Source organism: Bacillus sp. FSL W8-1141 (assembly GCF_038593205.1).
Classification (GTDB): domain Bacteria; phylum Bacillota; class Bacilli; order Bacillales; family Bacillaceae; genus Bacillus; species Bacillus altitudinis.
The window spans coordinates 1141187-1162812 of the sequence record NZ_CP151973.1 but is presented as its reverse complement, the minus strand read 5'-3'; the positions used below and the strand labels follow the sequence as shown (position 1 = coordinate 1162812).

Here is a 21626-nt window from a genome sequence, read left to right as displayed (position 1 = left end):
TGTCTATTAGTTAGCGAGTCGCTGAGCTTCTCGAAGTTGGAATGTACGAACCGTTCTAGGAAGGAAACGTCTAATTTCATCTTCGTTGTACCCAACTTGCAGTCTTTTTTCATCCAAAATAATTGGACGTCTTAGAAGACCAGGGTGCTCATTGATTAGTTTATACAATTGTTGAAGCGGCATTGTCTCAACATTTACATTTAGTTTTTGGAATACTTTAGAACGTGTTGAGATAATTTCATCTGTACCATCTTCCGTCATACGAAGAATCTCTTTGATTTCATCGATTGAAAGAGGCTCAGAAAAGATATTTCTCTCTTGGTATGGAATATTGTGCTCTTCTAACCACGCTCTTGCTTTTCTACATGATGTACAGCTTGGTGATGTGTATAATGTTACCATAAATCTTCACTCCTCAATTTGTAGAATGAATATTGATCTGTATTCTTAAATTAAAATTGTTCTAAATAAGTAATCTTTATAGTGATTATACTATAAAAAAGTAAGTGTGAACAGATTTTCTTGCAATTTTTGTGACAAAAACTAGACAATTTCATTCTTTTTGTGCTGATGTTTGAAGTCTGAACATTCTCATTTAGTCGAGATGATCGAAAATATTTTTTTGTTTTCTATTTTCAATGAGTTTCAGCACATCATCAACATCCTCATACGATTGTCCATACCATTCTTCGTCTTTATACGTATGGATTCTTTCGTACGTCTTTCTCATGGCCTCCATCATTTCTTCCTCATTATCTGTACGAGGCGACCAATAAAGAATTTCCATGCGGTTCACTTCATTCGTTGCAAGTGACCTGCGTTTATAACCAATTGATTCAGCATGCTTGAAGTGCTCTCTCTGATAAAACTTTAGGCGTTTTGCAGTATCTGCATCATCTTCATCTACAGGCTCGACCTCAAGCAAGATCGGTTTTCTTTTTTCCTTCAGCTTATGAATGAGCTTTGAGCCGAGGCCTTCACCTCTTGCATCCTTGGAAACAAATAAATAATCAATAAAGATGAAAGAATCAAATTCAGCGTACATCATCACATGATGAGGCCCTTCTTCTTTATGATAAATATCACTTCTTTCCTTTAATAAAGCTTCCATATGCTCTTTTGACTTCATTTCTTCTATCGGGAAGTATTCACTGAGCTTTTCATACCAATTCATGGATCCGCTCCTTATGATGTAGTTAAGAACCACTTCCTTATCTATTCCCGATTTCCTGCTATTTAAACGCCTGTACTAGTAAGACGCAGCAATGCCATTGGTGGTTTCACTTTTTTTCAAGAGAAAGCAAAAAAGTTTTATATCGAACGATTCATGAGCATTTGAAAGCAAGTAAACAAAAGAAGTGTCATGGCGATCTGAAACATGATGAAATAAAGGTACTTCATACGCCGGACTTCTTCCTTCTGTTCATTCGTGCGCCGATACAGAGCAAATTCAACCGAAAACGAAATGATGCAAATGAGCACTAAAAATACGATCATCCACTTTCCCCCGTTTGGTTTCGATAAAAAAGATATTGAAAAAAGCATCGTGACGATAAAAAAGTGAAGACATGAATAGCGAAACGTCTTCCATAACAACATTTGATTTCCTCCTGGTTTACTCACTTTACATAAAAATTACCATCAACTTGTTTTTTTGTAAAATAAAAAAAGAAGCACTGATATCGCAGTGCTTCTTCTCTGTTCTTATTGTTTTGCTTTGATCTCTTTGAATTCTTCCTCAGTACAGCTGACAAAGTGACCTGGCTTCACTTCACGAAATTCCGTATTTGTTCCTTTATGAACAGATGGATCGTATTTAATCCGTTTGCGGTTACGCTCATAATCAGGATCTGGAAGCGGAATCGCAGATAGTAATGATTTTGTATATGGATGAAGCGGGTTTTCATATAATTCATTCGCTGGTGCCAGCTCAACCAATTTCCCAAAATACATCACACCGATACGATCGCTGATATATTTCACCATGGAAAGGTCATGGGCAATGAATAAATACGTTAAGCCCTTTTCTTCTTGCAATTCTTTCATTAAGTTGACGACCTGCGCTTGGATCGACACATCTAGTGCAGAGATTGGCTCATCGGCAATGATGAAATCCGGCTCAACAGCTAACGCACGAGCAATCCCAATACGCTGCCTTTGACCGCCTGAGAATTCATGCGGGTATCTATTCGCATGCTCTTTATTCAAACCAACTGTTTCAAGCAATTGATATACACGGTCTTTACGTGCTTGTGCTGATTTTGCAAGACCATGAATATCGATACCCTCTGCAATAATATCCACAACTTTCATTCTTGGATTGAGGGAGGCATATGGGTCCTGAAAGATCATTTGCATTTTTCGGTTAAATTGTTTAAGATCTGTTGTTGATTTTTTATCATGCACATTCTGCCCGTTAAAAATAACTTCGCCACCTGTTGCATTATATAGACGAATGATGGTTCTCCCAGTAGTGGATTTCCCGCAACCAGATTCACCTACAAGACCCAATGTTTCACCTCTATAAATGTCAAAGCTGACATCATCAACAGCTTTTACTTCATTAGGTTTACCCACATTAAAATATTGCTTAAGATTTTTCACTTGTAAAATAACATCTTTTTCACTCAATGTGATCCCCCCCTTTTTGCGCATTAAATTGTCGCATTCTTTGCTTAATTGATTCAGGAGGTTCTACTTTTGGTGCGTTAGGATGTAAAAGCCATGTAGCTGCAAAATGAGTTTCTGATACTTGATATAAAGGCGGCTGCTGTTCAAAATCAATTTTCATTGCAAATTGATTTCTAGCCGCAAACGGGTCTCCTTTTGGAGGATTCAGCAAATCAGGCGGCGTGCCTGGAATGGCAAACAATTTCTCCTCTTTTGCATCAAGACTTGGCATAGAGCTCAGTAATCCCCAAGTATATGGATGTTTTGGGTTATAGAAGATCTCATCTACGGTGCCAATTTCAACAATTTGACCACCATACATAACCGCTACACGATCTGCTACATTCGCAACGACCCCTAAATCATGTGTGATAAAGATGATAGATGTTTCAATCTTCTTTTGAAGATCTTTCATCAGTTCTAAGATTTGGGCTTGAATGGTTACATCTAAAGCAGTAGTTGGCTCATCTGCAATTAAAATTTTCGGATTACAAGCAAGAGCTATTGCAACGACAACCCTTTGTCGCATCCCACCAGAAAATTGATGAGGATATTGCTTGAACCTCTGTTCCGGTTTCGGAATACCTACAAGACTCAAAAGCTCAAGTGCTCTTTTTTTAGCTTCTTCTTTACTTGCATTTTGATGTTTTAAGATGGGTTCTATAATTTGCTTGCCAATTGTCATTGTCGGATTCAAAGATGTCATTGGATCTTGAAAGACCATGGCAATATCTTTCCCTCTTATTTTCTGCATCTGTTTGTCAGAAAGTTTTGTTAGGTTTTTACCTTGAAACAAAATCTCTCCTTTTTTCACTTCGGAGTTAGATTTAGGAAGCAGACCCATGATTGATTTAGAAGTTACCGATTTACCAGAGCCTGATTCTCCAACAATGGCAAGCGTCTCACCTTTTTTCAATTCAAAATTCACACCTCGAATTGCCTTAACTTCGCCAGCAAATGTGTGGAATGAAATATTTAAGTCATTTACTTTTAAAATCGTTTCTTGTTTATTCATCAACATCACCGCCCCGTACTAATCTTTCATTTTTGGATCAAGTGCATCTCTCACACCGTCGGCAACAAGGTTAAAGACGATCATGATAACACTAATGATAATTGCTGGATAAACCATCTGATATGGGAAAGCGATCATTGATTTAAACCCATCTTCAATTAATGTCCCTAGTGAAGCTTGCGGCTCTTGCAGACCTAATCCAATAAAGCTTAAGAAAGCTTCAAAGAAGATCGCACTAGGAATAGTGAACATTGTATTAATAATCATCACACCTGTTAAGTTTGGCAACATGTGCTTAAAGATAATTTTAAAGTTACTTAATCCCAAAGTTCTAGCGGCTAGTACATATTCCTGTTCTTTCAGCTTCATGACTTGAGCACGCACGACCCTAGCCATACTGATCCACCCGGTAATACTTAGTGCAATAATAATTGGAATAATCCCTGGTTTTAAGACGAGAATCATTAATATGACAACGATTAAGTTTGGAATCCCCATTAGAACTTCCAAAATCCGCTGCATCGCATTATCAATTTTCCCACCGAAATAACCAGAAATAGCGCCGTAGGCAACACCAATAATTAAATCGATCACAGCTGCAACAACAGCAATAAGCAGTGAGATTTGAGTTCCTTTCCACACACGTGTAAATAGATCTCTCCCAAGATTATCGGTACCGAACCAGTAGTAATGTTCAATCCCTTTTTGTTCATATGGATTGACCACATCACCATTTTTTAGTGTTCTTTCACCAGTAAAAGGTAAGAAACTAACATGCTCTAACCCTTGGATTCGCGGCGGTAAGTTCGCTTCAGACGTTGTTTGAGTACTAAAGTCTTTGCCACTAATTAATGGTCCGACGAGCGCCATGAATACAATTAAAAATAAAATCACCATACTAACAACAGCGGCTTTATTCTTTTTAATTCTAAGCCATGCGTCTTGCCAATAATTTAGACTTGGTTTTTCAATTTTTTCAGCAGATAATGTATCAACACCAGCGGGTTCAAACAGACTTTTATCAATATTTTCTTCTTGCTGTTTCATTATTTGTTACCTCCCGCTACACGAATTCTAGGATCGATAATTCCATATAGAATATCGACAATAAATACAACCACTACAAAAAGAACGGCAAATAAGATAGTTGTACCCATGATAACTGGGTAGTCGTTTACTGTAATGGCTTTAACAAACTGCTCACCAATTCCAGGAATTGAGAAGATTTTTTCTATTACTAGTGATCCCGTCATTAAACTAACAGTCAATGGACCAAGTACTGTGACAACAGGTATTAAAGCATTTCTCATTGCATGTTTAAATGCGATCTCAAAATAGCCTGCTCCTTTTGCTTTTGCAAGTAAAATGTAATCTGTCTCAAGTACTTCAACCATTTCTGTTCTCATAAAACGAGCACAAATGGAGATAGGGAACATTGCTAACGCTATAGTAGGTAAAATTGTATATTCAAACCCATTCCAAAATTGAGTTGGTAATAACCCCAATTTCACCGCAATATAGTACTGAAGTAATCCAGCGAATACAAAACTCGGAATTGATTTACCGATAACTGCCAAGAAAGTAGCAGAGTAATCCACCCATGTGTTCTGTCTTAAAGCTCCAACTACTCCCAAAAAGATACCAACAATCGTTCCTAAAATAATCGCTTGAAGGCCTAGGACAGCAGATGGTCCTACTCGATATGAAAGAAGTTCTGTTACGGAGGTATTGTTGAATTGGAATGAAACACCTAAATCCCCAGTGAATGTATTAATCATGTAATGAAAATATTGAACAGGAATTGGCTGATCTAGTCCATATTTTGCATTAAGTACAGCTTGTTGAGCTTCTGATAACTTTTGCGCATTAACAAAAGGAGAACCCGGAATAAGTTTCATTAAGAAAAAAGTGATTGAAACAATGATGAAGAGGGTAACAACCATGTAGGCAACCCGTCTGATTAAGTATTTCAGCATACTTGCACCTCCTGATAAAACTGACTTTTCTGTATATTTCGACATATTTCTCTCAGTGAAAAAGAGAGTATATTCAGAGAATACACTCTCTTTTCTATAAGATTGTTAATTATCCTTCAATTTTCATCCATTTGTAGCTGAATTCAGGTCCAACTTTGTGAATGACAAATCCTTTTACTTTGTTATTAATCAGATAGTTAGTTGCTCTCTGATAAATTGGTGAAAGTGCTGCGTCATCTTGTAATAATACTTTTTCAGCTTCTTGTAAAGCTTTCCAGCGTTCTTCAGGTTTAGCAGCTAATTTGCCAGATGCATCTTTTAACAACTGATCATATTTTTTATCTGAGTAACCCATGTGGTTGTTTCCGCCACCTGTGATGAACAAGTCAGAGAACGTGATCGGATCAAGGTAATCTGGACCCCATCCAGCCATCTGAAGATCGTAATCCTCTTTCTTATCACGATCAATACGAGTAGCGAAAGGAACACTTTGAATATTGATATCTAAGCCAGGTAAAGTTTTCTCGAGCTGATCTTTAATGAAAGCACCGATTGTTTTAGCTGTCTCAGAATCATCACCTAAGTAATTAAGCGTTACTTTAGACGTTCCTAATTCTTTCAACCCTTTTTCAAAAAGCTTTTTCGCTTCATCTTTATTAGTTTCTAAGTATTTAGGCATTCCATCACGGAAGTCTTTTCCGCTTTCATCATGTACGAAATCTTTTGGAATTTGATAGTATGCAGCAACTGAACCATTCTGCAATACATCATTTACAAACGCTTCTTTATCAATTGCCGTTGCAATTGCACGACGAACGTTTTCATTCTTTAAAGATTTATTTCCTTGGTTCATTTTCAACCAGAACACAGTAGGTTCTAGTAATCTTTTCATCCGCTTATCACCTTCGTATTGAGAGATGATGGCAGGTGTTGATAATTTAGGTGTAATATCAGCTTCTCCCGCTTCAAATGCGTTAACAGCTGCTTGTGGATCTTTAGATACTTTAAAAGTAAGTTTTGTCATAGAGACGTTCTTTTTGTCCCAATATTCTTCATTCTTTTTGTATTCCCAAGTAGTTGCTTGTGGTCCATCCCAAGAAGAAAGTTCATATGGTCCGTTGTATACAAGGTTCTTTGCAGTCTTCGCATATTTGTCACCTTGTTCTTTAACGAATTTTTCATTCACTGGATAGAATGTTGGGAATGAAAGCAGAGATTGGAAGTAAGGAATTGGTTTTTCAAGTGTAATTTGCAGTTCTTTATCGCTTACAGCTTTAATTCCTAGTTCCTCAGGCTTTGCTTTTTTGTTGTAAACTTTATCAGCATTCTTAATTTTACCAACCATCATATATGGGCCATACTCAGACTTTTGTTCTGGATCTAAAGCACGTTGCCATGCATATACGAAGTCTTGAGCTTTAACTGGGTCACCATTAGACCATTTTGCATCTTTAATTTTGATGTTGTAAACTGTTTTATCTTTGTTAGCAACTGGTTCCCCATCAGCCATACCAGGCACTAATTCTTCTTTATCGTTGAAACGATACAAACCTTCAAACACGTTATTCATAGTCGTAAAACTGATTGTATCACTCGCTTGGATTGTATCCATTGCAGGCATTTCCTGTGATTCTAAAATTGTAGCCTCTTGTTTTGAATCTTTGGATGCAGTGCCCTTGTCGCTACTTTGTTTACCTGAACATGCAGATACAAAAATAGTCAGCACCAATAAAAAAACTAAAAGCAGTGAAAATTTAGACTTTTTCATCTAGTTGTTGACCTCCCCTTCATAAATGAACTACAGGAACTATTATACTAGCAAATAAGTAATTGTGCATTCATTTTTTTAAGAAAATTTTCATATTTCCACTGTTTTTTAATATTTTTATTAAAAAATTGAAATAATTTGGTTATTTTTCTGAGATTTTGTGATCTTAAATACCTAATCAGAGGTAATCCTGTCTATACAATTGGCAATCTTCTTGATTCATTGTAAACTGATATCAAGAAATTGATTAAAACAACAGCTTCGTTCCTTGTTTCGTTTTTCTTATATAGTGAAAGTCTTGAATTAAATGTTTTTATTGCTATTTTAGTACAGTAAAGTTTTAATGCGCAGGAGTGATTGTTATTAGATTTTTTATTCTTTTACTTAGTTCTAATGGCCTTGTTTTCATTTTAAGCTTCCTCTTTTATGGGCACATATCTTTCTTAAGCATGATTAACATCACATTTTATTTAGCTTCTGGCACTTTGCTAGTGTGGTTATCGTTCATCACTTTAAAAAGTGGATTTTTTGATCAAATATCTTACAGCTTCCGAAAGGTGTTTGATTCTTTAAATAAGCAAAAGGACCATGTTGATGACAGTTTAAACAAACATTTATCATCATCTTTTCAAAGTAACTTTTCAACCTTAAGAACATTAGGTTTGAGTTTACTCATTGAAATGTTAATATTGCTCTTGATTTATTATATGTAAGTTTTGACTTTTGATTTTTGCTTATTTATAATGAATGAAATTACATTTTTGCGATGAAAAAGAAGAGTACATATATTCACCATTTACAGAGAGTCTGCGGTTGGTGCAAGCAGATAATGGCATGTATGGAATGGGCTTTGGAGCAGCTAACCGAACACTTGACAGAGTCAGTAGGCTTAGACGGAGCAGTCTCCGATATCAACGTCTTGAGTGATTTCGTATTGAAATAACAAGGGTGGTACCACGGTTCATTCGTCCCTTTTCTGTTGAAAAGTGATGGATGGGCCTTTTTATATTGAAGAAAAGAGGTTTTAGTATGACAAAAAAGACGATTTTCTCAGGCATACAGCCTAGCGGTTCTGTGACATTGGGGAACTACATTGGAGCGATGAAGCAATTTGTCGATCTTCAGCATGATTACAACGGCTACTTTTGTGTGGTCGATCAGCATGCCATTACGGTCAGTCAGGATCGTTTAGCCCTTCGACAAAATATTAGAAGCTTAGCCGCTCTTTATTTGGCAGTGGGACTTGATCCAGAGAAGGCAACATTGTTTATCCAATCAGAGGTACCTGCCCACGCCCAGGCAGGATGGATGCTGCAATGTGTCGCTTATATTGGGGAATTAGAAAGAATGACTCAATTTAAGGACAAATCTGCTGGTAAGGAAGCAGTCGTTTCAGGACTATTAACGTATCCGCCATTAATGGCTGGCGATATTTTATTATACGGTACGGACTTGGTTCCTGTAGGAGAAGATCAAAAGCAGCATCTTGAATTAACGAGAACGCTTGCTGAACGCTTTAACCGAAAGTATAACGACATCTTTACTGTACCTGAAGTCAAAATTCCAAAAGAAGGCGCTCGGATTATGTCTTTAACAGACCCAACGAAAAAGATGAGCAAATCTGATCCGAACCAAAAATCTTTCATTACCTTATTAGATGAGCCAAAACAGCTTGAAAAGAAAATCAAAAGTGCTGTGACTGATTCAGAAGGCATCGTCAAATATGACAAAGAAAACAAACCTGGAATTGCCAACTTGCTGACGATTTATTCTGTATTAGGGAACGTATCGATTGCAGAGCTTGAACAAAAATACGAAGGCAAAGGTTATGGTGAATTTAAGGGAGATCTTGCGAACGTGGTCGTGGATGCGTTAAAACCGATTCAAGATCGCTATTATGAACTCATTGAGTCAGATGAGCTTGATCGCATTTTAGATGAGGGTGCTGAAAAGGCAAACCGCGCGGCAAATAAAATGCTGAAAAAAATGGAGAATGCAATGGGTCTTGGCCGGAAACGCAAATAAAACAAGCTTGCAGCATATTCAGCTGCAAGCTTTTTCTAATTCACTTTTGATTCGTTTTCCATTTCCCAAAGTTTTTCAAAAAATGGCTGTCCTTTAATCATTTTTTCACAAAAGGCTAAATGGTTTTCTGACCATCCATCAATGGTTTCGTTATAAAGCATGTTCCAAATTTCCTCGAAAGACATTCGTTTAATCTGGTTGTACATACGCGGATTCCATTCTGTATACCAATAGGCAATTTCTGCTCGGTTTTGAAGCCCCTTTAGTTGATCTAGCGCCATAAACATCAGCTGCTTCAGCTGTCTTTCTTTTCTCGTTAATCCGCTGATATGCTGCGGTGGTAATGATAGGATGTGATATTCTTTCGTCGATTCAAGGCTGTCCGGCGTGAATTCATACTCCTCTGCCTTCACATCTTTCACCATTTCATAGACCAATTGCTCCTGTCTTGGAATCAATCGGCTCTTTCTCACAGGGATGGAATAACCAATCGTATCCACAGCGATGATTCTAATCCCGTCCGTAACCACAAAGCAATACTCTAATTTACGGCGTTCATGATTTTTTCGAATATATGATTTCTCAAATACAGTCTCTAGCAGCGTCTTTGGCAGCTCTGATAGATCATTCTCTATGTAATCAAACAAAGGACTCTGCACCTTGAGTAAAGGTACTTGATCTAACAGCTCCACGCTGTCCTCCTTGCGCCACTCATGAAAATGACACACATTATAGCCATTCTCTTCCCCTTCAAACCAATTCACCCATACGTCATGAAGAAATAACATAACCAATCCCTCACTTTTTAAAAACTGTTGTCAACAGTATGGGCAAGGGATAGAGAAATTATTCCAACTTTATTAAAACTTCGCCCTGACGGAAGGACGGCTTTATTTCCTGGGAAAAGGAGAACGTCTCGCAGAGTCCTTTCACGATCTTCTATAAGCAGAACCTTATTTTAGCTTTTTAGGATCAAGGGCATCTCTCAGTCCATCACCTAAGAAGTTAAAGCATAAAACGGTAAGTAGAATCAGTAAACCTGGGAACAGTGGATACCACCATGCTTGCACCATTATGGAGAAATTTTGTGCATCTTGAAGCATGTTTCCCCAGCTCGCCGTTGGAGGCTGGATGCCGAACCCTAGATAGCTAAGTGTCGACTCAGCTAAAATAACAGAACCGACTTTCAATGTAGCAGACACAATGATAGGGCCGATACAGTTCGGTAAAATATGCGAAAAGATGATGACATGGTTTTTCGTTCCGATCGTTCTTGCTGCGAGTACGAATTCTCTTGTGCGAAGTGACAAGAATTCACTGCGGATCAGCCTGGCGGTTGTTGTCCAGCCAGTCAGCGCAAAGATTAAAATCAATTTATCAATACCCGGTTTAAAAATTGTCACTAGCGTGATCAAGAGAAAAATATCTGGAATAGACAATACGACATCCACCATTCTCATGAGCACAGAATCAACAAAGCCTTTAAAGTATCCCGCTACCGCCCCAATGACGGTACCAATGGTGATGGCTCCGACTACTGAGACAAAGCCAACTAATAGAGACACCCTCGCTCCGTATAGCACCCTTGAAAAAATATCTCGACCAAACTTGTCGGTTCCCATAAAATGCTCTGCACTTGGAGGCTGTAGCCGTTTCAATAAGTCTTGCTGTTCCGGTGCGTAAGGTGCGATCACCGGGGCGAAAATAGCGGAAAAGATAATGACCAATAAAATAGCGGAGCCGGCAACCGCCAATTTATTTTTGAAAAATTTCTCGCAAAATAAACGAAGCATCGTCTCTGGTTTTGGCGGAAGGCCTTCTTTTAATTTGAGATCAACTGGAGGTGTTCCCATATTAGGTTGTGCCAATTGTGCTTCAGCTCCCTTCTAATATTCAATACGCGGATCAACGATCGCATAAAGAATATCCGCTATTAAGTTTCCAACGACCACGAGCACAGCAGAGATAACAGTCATCGCCATAATGACGGGATAATCTCTTGAAAAAGCAGAATCGATAAACAGTTTCCCAAGCCCTGGCCATGTGAAGATTTGTTCCACCACGACTGCGCCGCCAATAAAGGATGGAATCATGAGTCCAAAGATCGTAATAACAGGCATCAGACCGTTTCTCAATCCATGTTTGAAGATGACTTTGTTCTCTCTAAAACCTTTCGCTCGTGCCGTGCGAATGTAATCCTGCCGCATCACATCGAGCATACTTGACCTTGTATAACGTGTAAGGCCGGCCATATCAGCCGTTGCTAAAACAAAAGCCGGTAAAATAATATGATGAAGCCGGTCAAATAGATTAAAATCTGCATTTAAGGTAGAGACACCCCCGGTTGGAAACCATCCTAAATTCACTGATAACACCATAATAAGGATCAAACCAAACCAGAAATTCGGAATAGCCAGTCCGATAAATGATGTAACCGTAATACCATAGTCAAGTTTTGTATACGGACGTTTTGCTGAAAGAACACCAAATGGGATGGCAATGATCAGGGCAACTAATGTAGAAAAGATCATGAGGATGAGGGTATTTGGCAGCCGGGCAAAAATCAAATCAGCCACGGGCGTTCCCTTTTTGACAATGGATGTGCCAAAGTCACCTTGAAGCATATTGCCAAGCCATTTCATATATTGCACATATTCAGGATCGTTCAAGCCGTACTTATCAATAAAGGCTTCCCGATCTGCCGCACTAATGGTAGGGTCCATCATGAGTGACATCGGATCGCCTGGTGCTGCTTTCATAATGGCAAAGGACAAAATCGTAATACCAAACAAAATCGGGATGGAAAGAAGTGTCCTTCTAATGATATATGTAACCATGTGCACAACTCCTTTTTCATCGGATGGCCATACTATGATGAAAAAAGGGGAGACCCCTCCCCTTCTTCACTAGCAGACTACTGTTCAATCCACCATTTTTCAATTTTGTAATATTCATCTTTCGGGTGGTAAGAGTAGCCTTGTAGATTAGATGGCATCGCGCGATGTGAGTTGGCATAATAAAGGAACGTATACGGCTGGTCTTCTGCAATCAGCTCATAAATTTTTTCATACGCCTTTGAATACTCTTTTCGATCACTCAAGTTTTTGGCATCAACTAGCAGTTTATCGACTTCTTCATTTTTATACCAAATGTTATTTAAGCCTTTTTCAGACTGACTTGAATGGAAAATGCTGTATTGGTCAGGGAATGTCGCTAAGCTCCAGCCGAGTAATAACGCATCATAATCCCATTTTGGCGGGGTTGTTTGTTCGATTAATGCACTAAATTCTACAATTTGCGGTTTTGCTTCAATGCCAATTTCTTTGAGCTGCTGCTGGACAACGACAGCAATATCTTCACGGACTTTGTTTCCTTGGTTCGTCTTCAAGACGAAGGAGAACTTCTTACCGTCCTTATCAAGATAACCATCTCCATCTGTATCCTCCCAGCCTTCTTCTTTCAGCATCTTTTTCGCTTTTTCTTGATCAAATTCAAATACTGGGACTTTTTCATCTTTTGGGTAGTTCCATGACAGCGGGCTTTCTGGGATGTTGGCTACTTTCCCGTCTCCATCTAACACTTGATCGACAATCGTTTGACGATCAATGGCATGGGTAAGAGCTTGACGGACTTTTTTACTTTTGAACAGTTCGTTTTTCTGATTCCAGCCAATATATGAATAATTTAGCCCTAGATCAGATTCAATTTTGATGTTACTAACTTTTTCAGCTGTTTGCAGTTCTGCTCCAGGCACTGCAAAGAAATCAATATCACCTGCGGATAACTGAGCCATGGCTGCATTTTGATCAGGAATCGTTTTAATGGTGACTGTATCAAGGTATGGCCGTCCATCCCAATAGTCATCAAATGCTTCGAGTTTGACATAGTCTCCTTCTTTCCACTCGGCAAATTTAAATGGACCGGAGCCGATTGGATTTTTTCGGTTAAATTCATTTTCGCCAAGATCCTTTATAGGGACATCACCTAAAATATGCTTTGGTAAAATCCCATAGCTTCCTAGCGTGACATTATAAAAATATGGATCTTTTTTATTCAGCTTAAATTCGACCGAATAGTCCCCTGTTTTTTTGACAGACTCTAATACTTCAAAGCCTGATCCACGCTCACCATTGTAATCCTTATTAATCGGAATGCTGTATGTAAACACAACATCATCAGCAGTCAGTTCTTCTCCATCATGAAACTTCACGCCTTTTCTAATGGTCACATCAAACTGTTTGCCGTCATCGGATTCTTTAATATCTTCTGCCAACGCCAGCTGTGGGTTTAGCTTTCCATCTGTTTGTAGTAAAAAGCTATAGATTCTTTCTTCAATATCAGAACTTGCCACGTCTGTTGAGTAAAGTGAGTTAAATAATGTAGGCTCTGCAATCGAACCAATGACAAGATCGCCGCCTTGTACAGGTTTACCTGTGGATTTCTTTTCACTGTCTCCAGACGTTTTATTTCCACCAGAACAAGCAGCAAGGATCAATGTAAAGATCAGCAGCAAACTGACCAAAATGGACTTTCTCTTTTTATCTTTCATAGACAATTCCCCCTATCTTTTTTTAAAAAATGATGACAGAAGCCCGTTTTATCCCCCCTCTCAAAGATGAGATCATACAAGCGTGATCAAGCGTCGTAGAGGTGGCAGGCCACAAAGTGGTTCGTTTTTAATTCTTGAAATTGTGGTACTTTTTCTTTACAGACTTCTTTCGCATGCGGGCATCTTGTATGAAACACACAGCCTTTTGGCGGATTTGCAGGGCTTGGTAAATCCCCTTGCAGCATAATCCGTTCCCTTTTCACCTGACCTTTTTTACGGGTGACTGGAACGGAAGATAAAAGCGCCTGTGTATATGGATGAAGCGGATCATCGTACAGGCTATGTTTATCCGCCAGTTCCATCATTTTCCCAAGATACATGACGCCCACTCGATCACTAATGTGGCGGACCACACTGAGATCGTGAGAGATAAAGAGATAGGTGAGGTCAAACTCTTCTTGAAGCTCTTCCATCAAATTGATGACCTGTGCCTGAATGGAGACGTCAAGCGCTGAAACAGGCTCATCTGCTATGATCATTTCAGGATTCATGGCAAGTGCACGAGCGATACCGATCCGCTGCCTTTGTCCGCCGGAGAATTCGTGCGGGTATCGATTCGCAAAACTTGGGTGAAGGCCGACTTTGGATAAAAGCTGTTCTACTTTTTCATTTCTTTCTTTTAAGGAATATAAGTGATGTGTTTTGTAGGGTTCTTTGATGATACTTCGAAGTGTTTTTCTAGGGTTGAGTGATGCAAAGGGATCTTGAAAAACCATTTGGATGTTTTTCCTTGTTGATTGTCTTAGTTTTGATTCAGATACATGAGAGATATCTTGCCCTTTAAATAGAATTTGTCCTTCTGTTGGTTCATATAAACGAATCATCGTCCGTCCTAATGTGGATTTACCGCATCCAGACTCTCCAACGATGCCTAACGTTTCGCCTTTATAAATGTTTAAGTCGATGCCGTCAACCGCTTTGACTGCTCCTACTTTCTTTTGCAGCACCCCAGCTTTAATCGGAAAGTGTTTTCGTATATTTTTTAATTCCAGGATGGTTTCTTTCTCAGATCGATCTGTCATGTATGGTTGATTTTCAGCAAGTGTCATGTTTGGCTTGCCTCCTCATATAAGAAACACCTGACGCTTCTACCATTTTCAAAGGTTGTCAGTTTGGGCAATTCACCTATGCAGCGTTCCATTACTTTCGGGCATCTAGGCGCAAAACGGCATCCTGCCGGAAGCTGATCTGGCGCAGGGACATTTCCTTTTATCGCCGTTAATGGCTGAATGTCTCCGTCAATGACTGGAATGGATTCAAGCAGTCCTTCTGTGTATGGGTGAAGCGGCTCATCAAACAACTCTTCAACGGTTCCATTTTCAACAACCTGTCCGCAGTACATGACAATGACGCGGTCTGCTACTTCCGACACAACACCTAAATCATGCGTAATGAGAAGTATAGATGTACCAAAGGTCGAACATAAATCTTTCATTAAGGTCAGCACCTGGGCTTGTATGGTCACATCGAGAGCAGTAGTCGGCTCATCCGCAATGAGGAGCTTCGGATCACAGCTTAGCGCAATGGCGATCATGACTCGTTGACGCATACCGCCGGATAAACGGTGCGGGTAATCTTTGATGATTTGTTCTGGCCTGGAAAAGCCTACAAGCTTTAGCAAATCAATCGCTTTTTTGGTCGCTTCTTTTTTTGAAAGTTTTTTGTGGTAAATGAGGATTTCTGTTATTTGTTCCCCGATGGTTAAGACGGGATTAAGTGAGGTCATGGGTTCCTGAAAGATCATGGATACATCATTACCGCGAATATTGCACAATTCCTTTTCACTATATGTAACAAGGTCTTTTCCATCAAGCTTAATGGAACCATCCATAATCTTCCCACCAGTCCCATTAATCAGACCCATGATGGATAAAGACGTAATACTTTTACCAGACCCAGACTCACCGACTAATGCGACTGTTTCCCCTTTTTTGATACTAAAATCCACGCCATCAACAGCAGGTATTGGTTCCTTTTTTCGAAAAAAATAGGTTTTTAAGTTTTGCACTTCAAGCAGTGTGCTCATGCATTCGCCCCTTTCTCCATAGATTAAATGAACCGAATCGAAAAATTCTGCCTTTTTAGAATAAAAAGAATTATCAAAATTTATATTTGTATATTATTACATCAGCATGACGAAATCAAGAATTATTTAGTAAAATTGTAATATGTCACTTTTTTTGTGAATGATTGTCTTTATGATTCTATCGCCTTTAAAAACGTTTCCGCTGGCTCCGCAATCATAGACTCCTCGCTGATTCGGTGCTCATCGAAATACTTTTTCACGATATAAAATCCAGTGGCATAGCCAAGCATTTTGGGGTAGTTCCCTTTTCCATAAAGGAGATTCTGTATCAGCCTTTCGTCGTCCTGCACTTTCTGATAAAGGTGACTGGATACCCATTTCTTGTACATGCGCTGCAGCTGCGATTCGTCATATAAAGTCGTCCACTTTGCTGTATAGCTTTCTCCATATCTATGATACACAGCATATTCAGCGAGCCCCTCCATCATGATTGTATCAAGGAATGTAAAATCTTTTTCTTCTTTCGTGAGAAAATGCAACCTGCATACATGATGATATTCATGCGTCAGCAACGTACCGATTCGTTCCTTCGGTGTATGCGGGGATAAAAAAAGAAAGATTTTGTCATCAAATGCCATGCCGGATTGAAAGTAAAATTGTTCTCTGATCTCTTTGCTGCTCTCATTAACAGGCAAAATAAAGACGGGGACATCAGGACCTCCCCACTTTTTTTGCAGCGCTTTGTATTCTTTCATCACAAGCTTGAAATACCCTTTTTCTTTGAGCTTGTCGATCATTTCCTGGCAGGCGTTCCATGATCGCACCATTCCGTGATGTTGTAAATGGGCGAGAATAGATGATCCTTCTTTTTTCTCCGCTCCTTTAAAATAAGGGACAAAACGTGCCGCCAGCTCCTGAAATGATGATGATTGTTGGATGAGATATTGTGTATTGATCAGACCCATACCGCTGAACACCTCCATTTTCATCATATGCAAAAAGGCGGCGATCTGTTTATAGATCGCCGCCTTCTTAAGACATATTACGCTTCGTATTTTTTGAAGATAATTGTCGCATTGTGCCCGCCAAAACCAAGTGAGTTGCTCAACGCAACTTGTACTTCTTTTGAACGTGCTTCATTTGCTACATAATCAAGATCACATTCTTCATCTGGTGTTTCAAGGTTAATCGTTGGCGGAATGACACTGTCTTTAATCGCCAGAACAGAGAAAATCGCTTCTACTCCGCCTGCTGCACCAAGTAAATGACCTGTCATTGATTTTGTCGAACTGATCGCAAGCTGATTCGCATGCTCTCCGAACACTTCTTTAATCGCCATTGTTTCAAACTTATCATTATACGGTGTGCTTGTTCCGTGGGCATTGATATAATCAATTTCTTCCACTGTTAAACCTGCATCACGAATTGCTTCTTTCATTGCACGTACGCCGCCTTCTCCGTTTGGAGCAGGTGCTGTGATATGGTATGCATCTCCAGTTGAACCGTAGCCAACGATTTCTGCATAAATGGTCGCACCACGTTTTAACGCATGCTCTAATTCTTCAAGAACAACAATTCCCGCTCCCTCACCCATCACAAATCCGTCACGGTTTTTATCAAATGGACGACTTGCTGTATCTGGATCAGGATTTGTCGAAAGGGCTTTGTTTGCACAGAAACCAGCAAACGACATTTTCGTTAATGGTGCTTCTGTTCCACCTGTAATCATCGCATCTGCATCTCCGCGCTGAATCACTTTAAAGGCATCACCAATGGAGTTTGTTCCTGTCGCACATGCTGTCACTGTACAAGAGTTAACCCCTTTTGCGCCAAGTGCAATCGAAATTTGACCTGTCGCCATATCTGGAATCATCATTGGAACGAAGAACGGGCTTACGCGTCTTGCTCCTTTATTTGAATACACTTCGAATTGCTCTTCGAATGTTTCAAGTCCGCCAATACCAGATCCAACCCATACCCCAACACGAGGTGCGTTTTCATCTGTAATTTCGAGGCGTGAATCTTCTAAAGCCTTTTGAGCAGCAACGACTGCATATTGTGTGAAGCGTGCCATCTTTCTCGCTTCTTTTTTCTCCATGTAATCTTCGATGTTAAAATCTTTTAGTTCTGCTGCTACTTTTGCTGTATATTCACTTGAATCAACACGTGTGATCGGGCCAACACCTGATACACCTGCTACAGCATTTTTCCATGTTGTCTCTACATCGTTGCCAAGAGGTGTCAAAGCACCTAATCCTGTAACAACTACTCGTTTCTTATCCATTAATTTGTGCACCCCACTCTTTTATCGGCCCCATCGCATAGCGATTGCGCCCCACGTTAATCCTCCACCAAAACCAACCATTACAATCACATCGCCGTCATGAATTTTTCCGGCTTCGATTTCTTCACATAGTGAAATTGGAATGGATGCTGCTGATGTGTTTCCATATTTATGGACTGTTTTCGACATTTTTTCAACTGGCAGCTCTAAGCGTTCGCGTGCCGCTTCCATAATGCGAATGTTTGCTTGATGCGGAATCAAGAAGTCTACGTCTTCTTTTGATAGTCCAGCTTTTTCAATCACGTTTACACTTGACTCGCCCATTTGTCTCACAGCAAATTTAAATACTTCTCTTCCATTCATGATTGTATGATCTTTTTCATCTAAGTACAAGTGCTTCCCGCCTCTTCCATCGGCTCCAAGCTCAAATGATAGAATTCCCTTGCCTTCGCTGACTGTTCCTAGTACAGCAGCACCTGCTCCATCTCCAAACAAAACAGCTGTGTTGCGGTCATCCCAGTCGGTAATGCGAGAAAGCTTTTCTACACCAACGACAAGCACATGTTTGTAAGTGCCAGATTCGATAAATTGTTTTCCAGTAACAAGCCCATACATAAAGCCAGCGCAGGCAGCGCTAATATCCATTGCACATGCTTTATGTGCACCGAGCTGCTCTTGAATCATACAAGCGACTGTCGGAAATGCTTGATCTGGCGTAACTGTCGCTACAAGAATCATATCAATATCTTCTGCAGCCACATCTGCGTCAGCTAATGCTTTTTTTGCAGCAGCAAGCGCCATATGAGATGTATTGACATCATCAGATGCAATTCTTCTTTCTTCTATACCTGTTCTAGTACGAATCCACTCGTCAGAAGTTTCAACCATTTTTTCTAAATCACGATTTGTTAATACTTTTTCAGGTATATAGCGGCCAAGGCCAATAATTCCAGCATTCATTGAATAAGACTCCTTTTACTCATACGAGCATGTGATATTGTGATCTTATATTAGTATCTGGTACTAATTTTACCTTATTTTTTTCTCCTTGGCAATACAAACGTCTAACCTTTCCTCTCACTTTTTTCATAGATTAATGATATACCAATAGTAGAAAGGAACATGTGATATGGCGCAAAAGGATATTTTCTCAGCAATGATGTTTGGTCAGCCGCTTGAAAAGGAGAAAAGCAAGACAGAAAAAAAGGAGGAGCGTGCAGAGACTTCTTCAAGTGATGACTCCATTGACTACATGCATGTCATGAATCAAATTGGAAACATTATGAACTCCATCGATGAGCTGAAGCCTGTGTTTAAAGATGTTGGTCCTATGATTAGTGCCTTCAAGAAAAAATTATCATAAAAAAAAAAGCCACTATTCTGTGGCTTTTTCTGATGCTGCATCTGCTTTTCCAAGCTCATATGCCTCTTGCATGACAGATGTAAACAAAGAGAGAAGCGGCTGAAGTGCTTCTGGATCAAGCTGAATCCCTGCTTTATCTAATTCTTCTTTTGCTTGTGGAAAATACTTCATCGCAATTTGTAAAAACTCCATCGATTTTTCGTGTTGCATGTTCAACGTCCTCACTTTTCATTTGGCAATTTGCCTGTTTTTTTGTAATTCGCAATATCCTTCTCAATGTCTTTCACAAAAGCGCGGTCTATGGTTGAGCTAAATTTCCCCATTTCGATCACTCCTTCTTTAAAGTCAAAGGAGTACTCACCTTGTTCGTTTAGCTTGCCTTCATTAAACTTCTTCGCAATGATACTGTACGCTTTATCGACATGCTGTACAGTGCTTGTTAACACCGTATGGCTTCCAAGGTTGGATTGATCAGTGACATATCCGATCGCAGATAAATTGTCGGTTTTGATTTGTTCAATGACAGGGATATTATAACCATCACCTGCTGGATACACAACATCGACACCTTGTTTTTTCAATTTTTGATAGAGGTTCACCGCTTTGTCAGCATCATCCCAATTTTCGACAAATTCCGCTAGGACTTGCACATGTTCGTCCTGATATTTTGCACCTTTGATAAAACCGTCTACTTCACTTTGCCAATCATATGTAGCCAGAATACCAATCTTTTTTGTTTTGGACATATGTGCTGCTGTCATGCCTCCGAAAAAGCCCATTGCTTCTCCTTTAAACGTGACGTTTGTGACATTATCAGCTTGAGGCTTGCCTCCATTGACCGTGATAAATTGTGTTTTCGGATAATCTTCACTGATCAAGTTGAAAATTTCGCTGTATTCATTGCCATGGCCAATAATTAAATTGACTCCTTTTTTATGAAATTCTTCAATGGCATCAACGATTTTCTCCTTGTCGACCATCCCTTCCTTATAATAAACATCTACACCAAATGTTGATTGGATATTTAATAAGCCTTTATAACCTTTCGTTCCCCAAACTTGATCATTAATCGTATCGGGGACGAGTAAACCCACCTTCTCAATATGTCCTTTTAACGGCGCCTGCGAGCAGGCAGATAGCATAAGAAGAAGGAACGAAAAGATCATGACAAGCCGCTGGTACTTCATGCCATGTTCAACTCCCTTTGCAACACGCAGGCATGAACCTGTATGTTAAATATAGGTTTATTTTATACTGAAAAAAGATAAGATGGAAGATCATTCTTGCTTTTTGTCGAAAAATGTTGAGTTTTGTCTTTTCCATTCTGCTATGATTTCTTCTGCTTGTTTGTCACCTGTTTGTCTTTCTACCTTCAATTGATGGATCATTTCCTGCCTTTGATCAGTCCGTGCCCACTTTAAAAGCTCCTTTGCGACATCTTCTACAAAAAATGCGTGATCGTCCTTTATTCGTCTCTCTTCATGGAGTGTCCACGGACCAAACATGCGTGGAAGGATAACAGCCGAAACGCTTTGTTCATGCGAATGGCTTTCGGGTTCTTCGTAAAACAAGCGGTATATGCCATGCTTCGCTTCGAGGATTGTCTCTCTGTTCATTGAATCATCTGATTGAAAAAAGATCAGGTCATATGCCTCTTTCCTATCTTGACCATCAATAACGCGGACAAGATCATTGCGGCCGAGCCACATCATTCGCTCTTCTAATAACATTTTTTGCTCCTCTGACTGCTCCTTAGGATATGTGATATCCACTTGTATGCCCTCTTTCATCATATATTCACAAAGTGTCAGTCCAAAAAATTCATCTGCACCTATGATCAGTCCTGTTTCCATGTTCATGTCCCCTTTTTTAGCATATCGAATAAAAAGA

At 39.5% G+C, this 21626-nt stretch carries 23 protein-coding genes and 1 other annotated feature; of the genes, 3 read left to right on the top strand and 20 right to left on the bottom strand.

Going from position 1 to position 21626, the window contains the following annotated elements; all coding sequences use genetic code 11:
- Positions 1-6: 6 nt before the first annotated feature.
- From spxA to NSQ52_RS05760, 8 genes are all read right to left on the bottom strand, one after another.
- Positions 7-402 carry a transcriptional regulator SpxA gene (gene spxA, locus NSQ52_RS05795; protein ID WP_003211421.1) on the bottom strand — a complete coding sequence of 132 codons (396 nt, stop codon included), beginning with the start codon at positions 400-402 and terminating at the stop codon, positions 7-9.
- Positions 403-595: 193 nt separating this feature from the next.
- The gene (locus NSQ52_RS05790; RefSeq protein WP_144678922.1) at positions 596-1174 is read right to left on the bottom strand and encodes a GNAT family N-acetyltransferase; all 579 of its coding nucleotides are present in this window, start codon (positions 1172-1174) and stop codon (positions 596-598) included.
- A gap of 137 nt (positions 1175-1311) precedes the next feature.
- On the bottom strand, positions 1312-1599 hold the full coding sequence (locus NSQ52_RS05785) for a hypothetical protein (protein WP_144678923.1): 288 nt from the start codon (positions 1597-1599) through the stop codon (positions 1312-1314).
- A gap of 105 nt (positions 1600-1704) precedes the next feature.
- Positions 1705-2631 carry an ATP-binding cassette domain-containing protein gene (locus tag NSQ52_RS05780; protein WP_035392432.1) on the bottom strand — a complete coding sequence of 309 codons (927 nt, stop codon included), beginning with the start codon at positions 2629-2631 and terminating at the stop codon, positions 1705-1707.
- On the bottom strand, positions 2624-3685 hold the full coding sequence (locus tag NSQ52_RS05775; RefSeq protein WP_035392433.1) for an ABC transporter ATP-binding protein: 1062 nt from the start codon (positions 3683-3685) through the stop codon (positions 2624-2626). The genes NSQ52_RS05780 and NSQ52_RS05775 overlap by 8 nt, the downstream gene beginning before the upstream one ends.
- A gap of 18 nt (positions 3686-3703) precedes the next feature.
- The gene (gene opp3C / locus NSQ52_RS05770) at positions 3704-4732 is read right to left on the bottom strand and encodes an oligopeptide ABC transporter permease (protein WP_035392435.1); all 1029 of its coding nucleotides are present in this window, start codon (positions 4730-4732) and stop codon (positions 3704-3706) included.
- Positions 4732-5661 (bottom strand): oligopeptide ABC transporter permease, encoded by a 930-nt coding sequence (gene opp3b, locus NSQ52_RS05765; protein ID WP_035392438.1) that lies wholly within the window; start codon positions 5659-5661, stop codon positions 4732-4734. Before opp3b ends, opp3C begins: the two co-directional genes overlap by 1 nt.
- Before the next feature lie 109 nt (positions 5662-5770).
- Positions 5771-7429: a peptide ABC transporter substrate-binding protein gene (locus tag NSQ52_RS05760; RefSeq protein WP_050827153.1), complete on the bottom strand. Its 1659-nt coding sequence runs from the start codon at positions 7427-7429 to the stop codon at positions 5771-5773.
- 449 nt (positions 7430-7878) lie between these two features.
- Between NSQ52_RS05760 and NSQ52_RS05755 the strand changes: the two genes are divergently transcribed.
- On the top strand, positions 7879-8142 hold the full coding sequence (locus NSQ52_RS05755) for a DUF3899 domain-containing protein (protein ID WP_223255625.1): 264 nt from the start codon (positions 7879-7881) through the stop codon (positions 8140-8142).
- Between the two features lie 44 nt (positions 8143-8186).
- Positions 8187-8405: a binding site (T-box leader), on the top strand.
- Between the two features lie 53 nt (positions 8406-8458).
- Positions 8459-9454 carry a tryptophan--tRNA ligase gene (gene trpS, locus NSQ52_RS05750; protein ID WP_008348488.1) on the top strand — a complete coding sequence of 332 codons (996 nt, stop codon included), beginning with the start codon at positions 8459-8461 and terminating at the stop codon, positions 9452-9454.
- Positions 9455-9489: 35 nt separating this feature from the next.
- Here trpS and NSQ52_RS05745 read toward each other — a convergent pair whose 3' ends face one another.
- The 9 genes from NSQ52_RS05745 to NSQ52_RS05705 form a co-directional block, all read right to left on the bottom strand.
- Positions 9490-10242, bottom strand: coding sequence for a YjbA family protein (locus tag NSQ52_RS05745; RefSeq protein WP_025207150.1), 753 nt, complete (start codon positions 10240-10242; stop codon positions 9490-9492).
- 165 nt (positions 10243-10407) lie between these two features.
- Positions 10408-11307 carry an oligopeptide ABC transporter permease gene (gene opp4C, locus NSQ52_RS05740; protein WP_008348491.1) on the bottom strand — a complete coding sequence of 300 codons (900 nt, stop codon included), beginning with the start codon at positions 11305-11307 and terminating at the stop codon, positions 10408-10410.
- Between the two features lie 33 nt (positions 11308-11340).
- Positions 11341-12291: an ABC transporter permease gene (locus NSQ52_RS05735; protein WP_007499031.1), complete on the bottom strand. Its 951-nt coding sequence runs from the start codon at positions 12289-12291 to the stop codon at positions 11341-11343.
- A gap of 77 nt (positions 12292-12368) precedes the next feature.
- A complete protein-coding gene (locus tag NSQ52_RS05730; protein ID WP_039167353.1) occupies positions 12369-14003 on the bottom strand; it encodes a peptide-binding protein in 1635 nt (544 codons plus the stop codon).
- Positions 14004-14089: 86 nt separating this feature from the next.
- Positions 14090-15085, bottom strand: a complete 996-nt coding sequence (locus tag NSQ52_RS05725; protein WP_029575386.1) for a dipeptide ABC transporter ATP-binding protein — start codon at positions 15083-15085, stop codon at positions 14090-14092.
- Positions 15086-15108: 23 nt separating this feature from the next.
- Entirely contained in the window at positions 15109-16089 is a 981-nt protein-coding gene (locus tag NSQ52_RS05720) for an ABC transporter ATP-binding protein (protein WP_047945538.1), read from the bottom strand.
- 170 nt (positions 16090-16259) lie between these two features.
- Positions 16260-17054: a DUF2268 domain-containing protein gene (locus NSQ52_RS05715; RefSeq protein WP_056407963.1), complete on the bottom strand. Its 795-nt coding sequence runs from the start codon at positions 17052-17054 to the stop codon at positions 16260-16262.
- Between the two features lie 77 nt (positions 17055-17131).
- Positions 17132-18373, bottom strand: a complete 1242-nt coding sequence (gene fabF / locus NSQ52_RS05710; protein WP_008348501.1) for a beta-ketoacyl-ACP synthase II — start codon at positions 18371-18373, stop codon at positions 17132-17134.
- Positions 18374-18394: 21 nt separating this feature from the next.
- On the bottom strand, positions 18395-19333 hold the full coding sequence (locus NSQ52_RS05705) for a beta-ketoacyl-ACP synthase III (RefSeq protein WP_024720058.1): 939 nt from the start codon (positions 19331-19333) through the stop codon (positions 18395-18397).
- 169 nt (positions 19334-19502) lie between these two features.
- Between NSQ52_RS05705 and NSQ52_RS05700 the strand changes: the two genes are divergently transcribed.
- Positions 19503-19736 carry a hypothetical protein gene (locus NSQ52_RS05700; protein ID WP_008348506.1) on the top strand — a complete coding sequence of 78 codons (234 nt, stop codon included), beginning with the start codon at positions 19503-19505 and terminating at the stop codon, positions 19734-19736.
- A 12-nt stretch (positions 19737-19748) separates the two neighbouring features.
- Here the strand turns inward: NSQ52_RS05700 and NSQ52_RS05695 are convergent, their stop codons facing one another.
- From NSQ52_RS05695 to NSQ52_RS05685, 3 genes are all read right to left on the bottom strand, one after another.
- Positions 19749-19946 (bottom strand): ComZ family protein, encoded by a 198-nt coding sequence (locus NSQ52_RS05695; RefSeq protein WP_024720057.1) that lies wholly within the window; start codon positions 19944-19946, stop codon positions 19749-19751.
- 11 nt (positions 19947-19957) lie between these two features.
- Positions 19958-20923: a BMP family ABC transporter substrate-binding protein gene (locus NSQ52_RS05690; protein ID WP_017360174.1), complete on the bottom strand. Its 966-nt coding sequence runs from the start codon at positions 20921-20923 to the stop codon at positions 19958-19960.
- 90 nt (positions 20924-21013) lie between these two features.
- On the bottom strand, positions 21014-21589 hold the full coding sequence (locus tag NSQ52_RS05685; protein ID WP_041093111.1) for a hypothetical protein: 576 nt from the start codon (positions 21587-21589) through the stop codon (positions 21014-21016).
- Between the last annotated feature and the right edge of the window lie 37 nt (positions 21590-21626).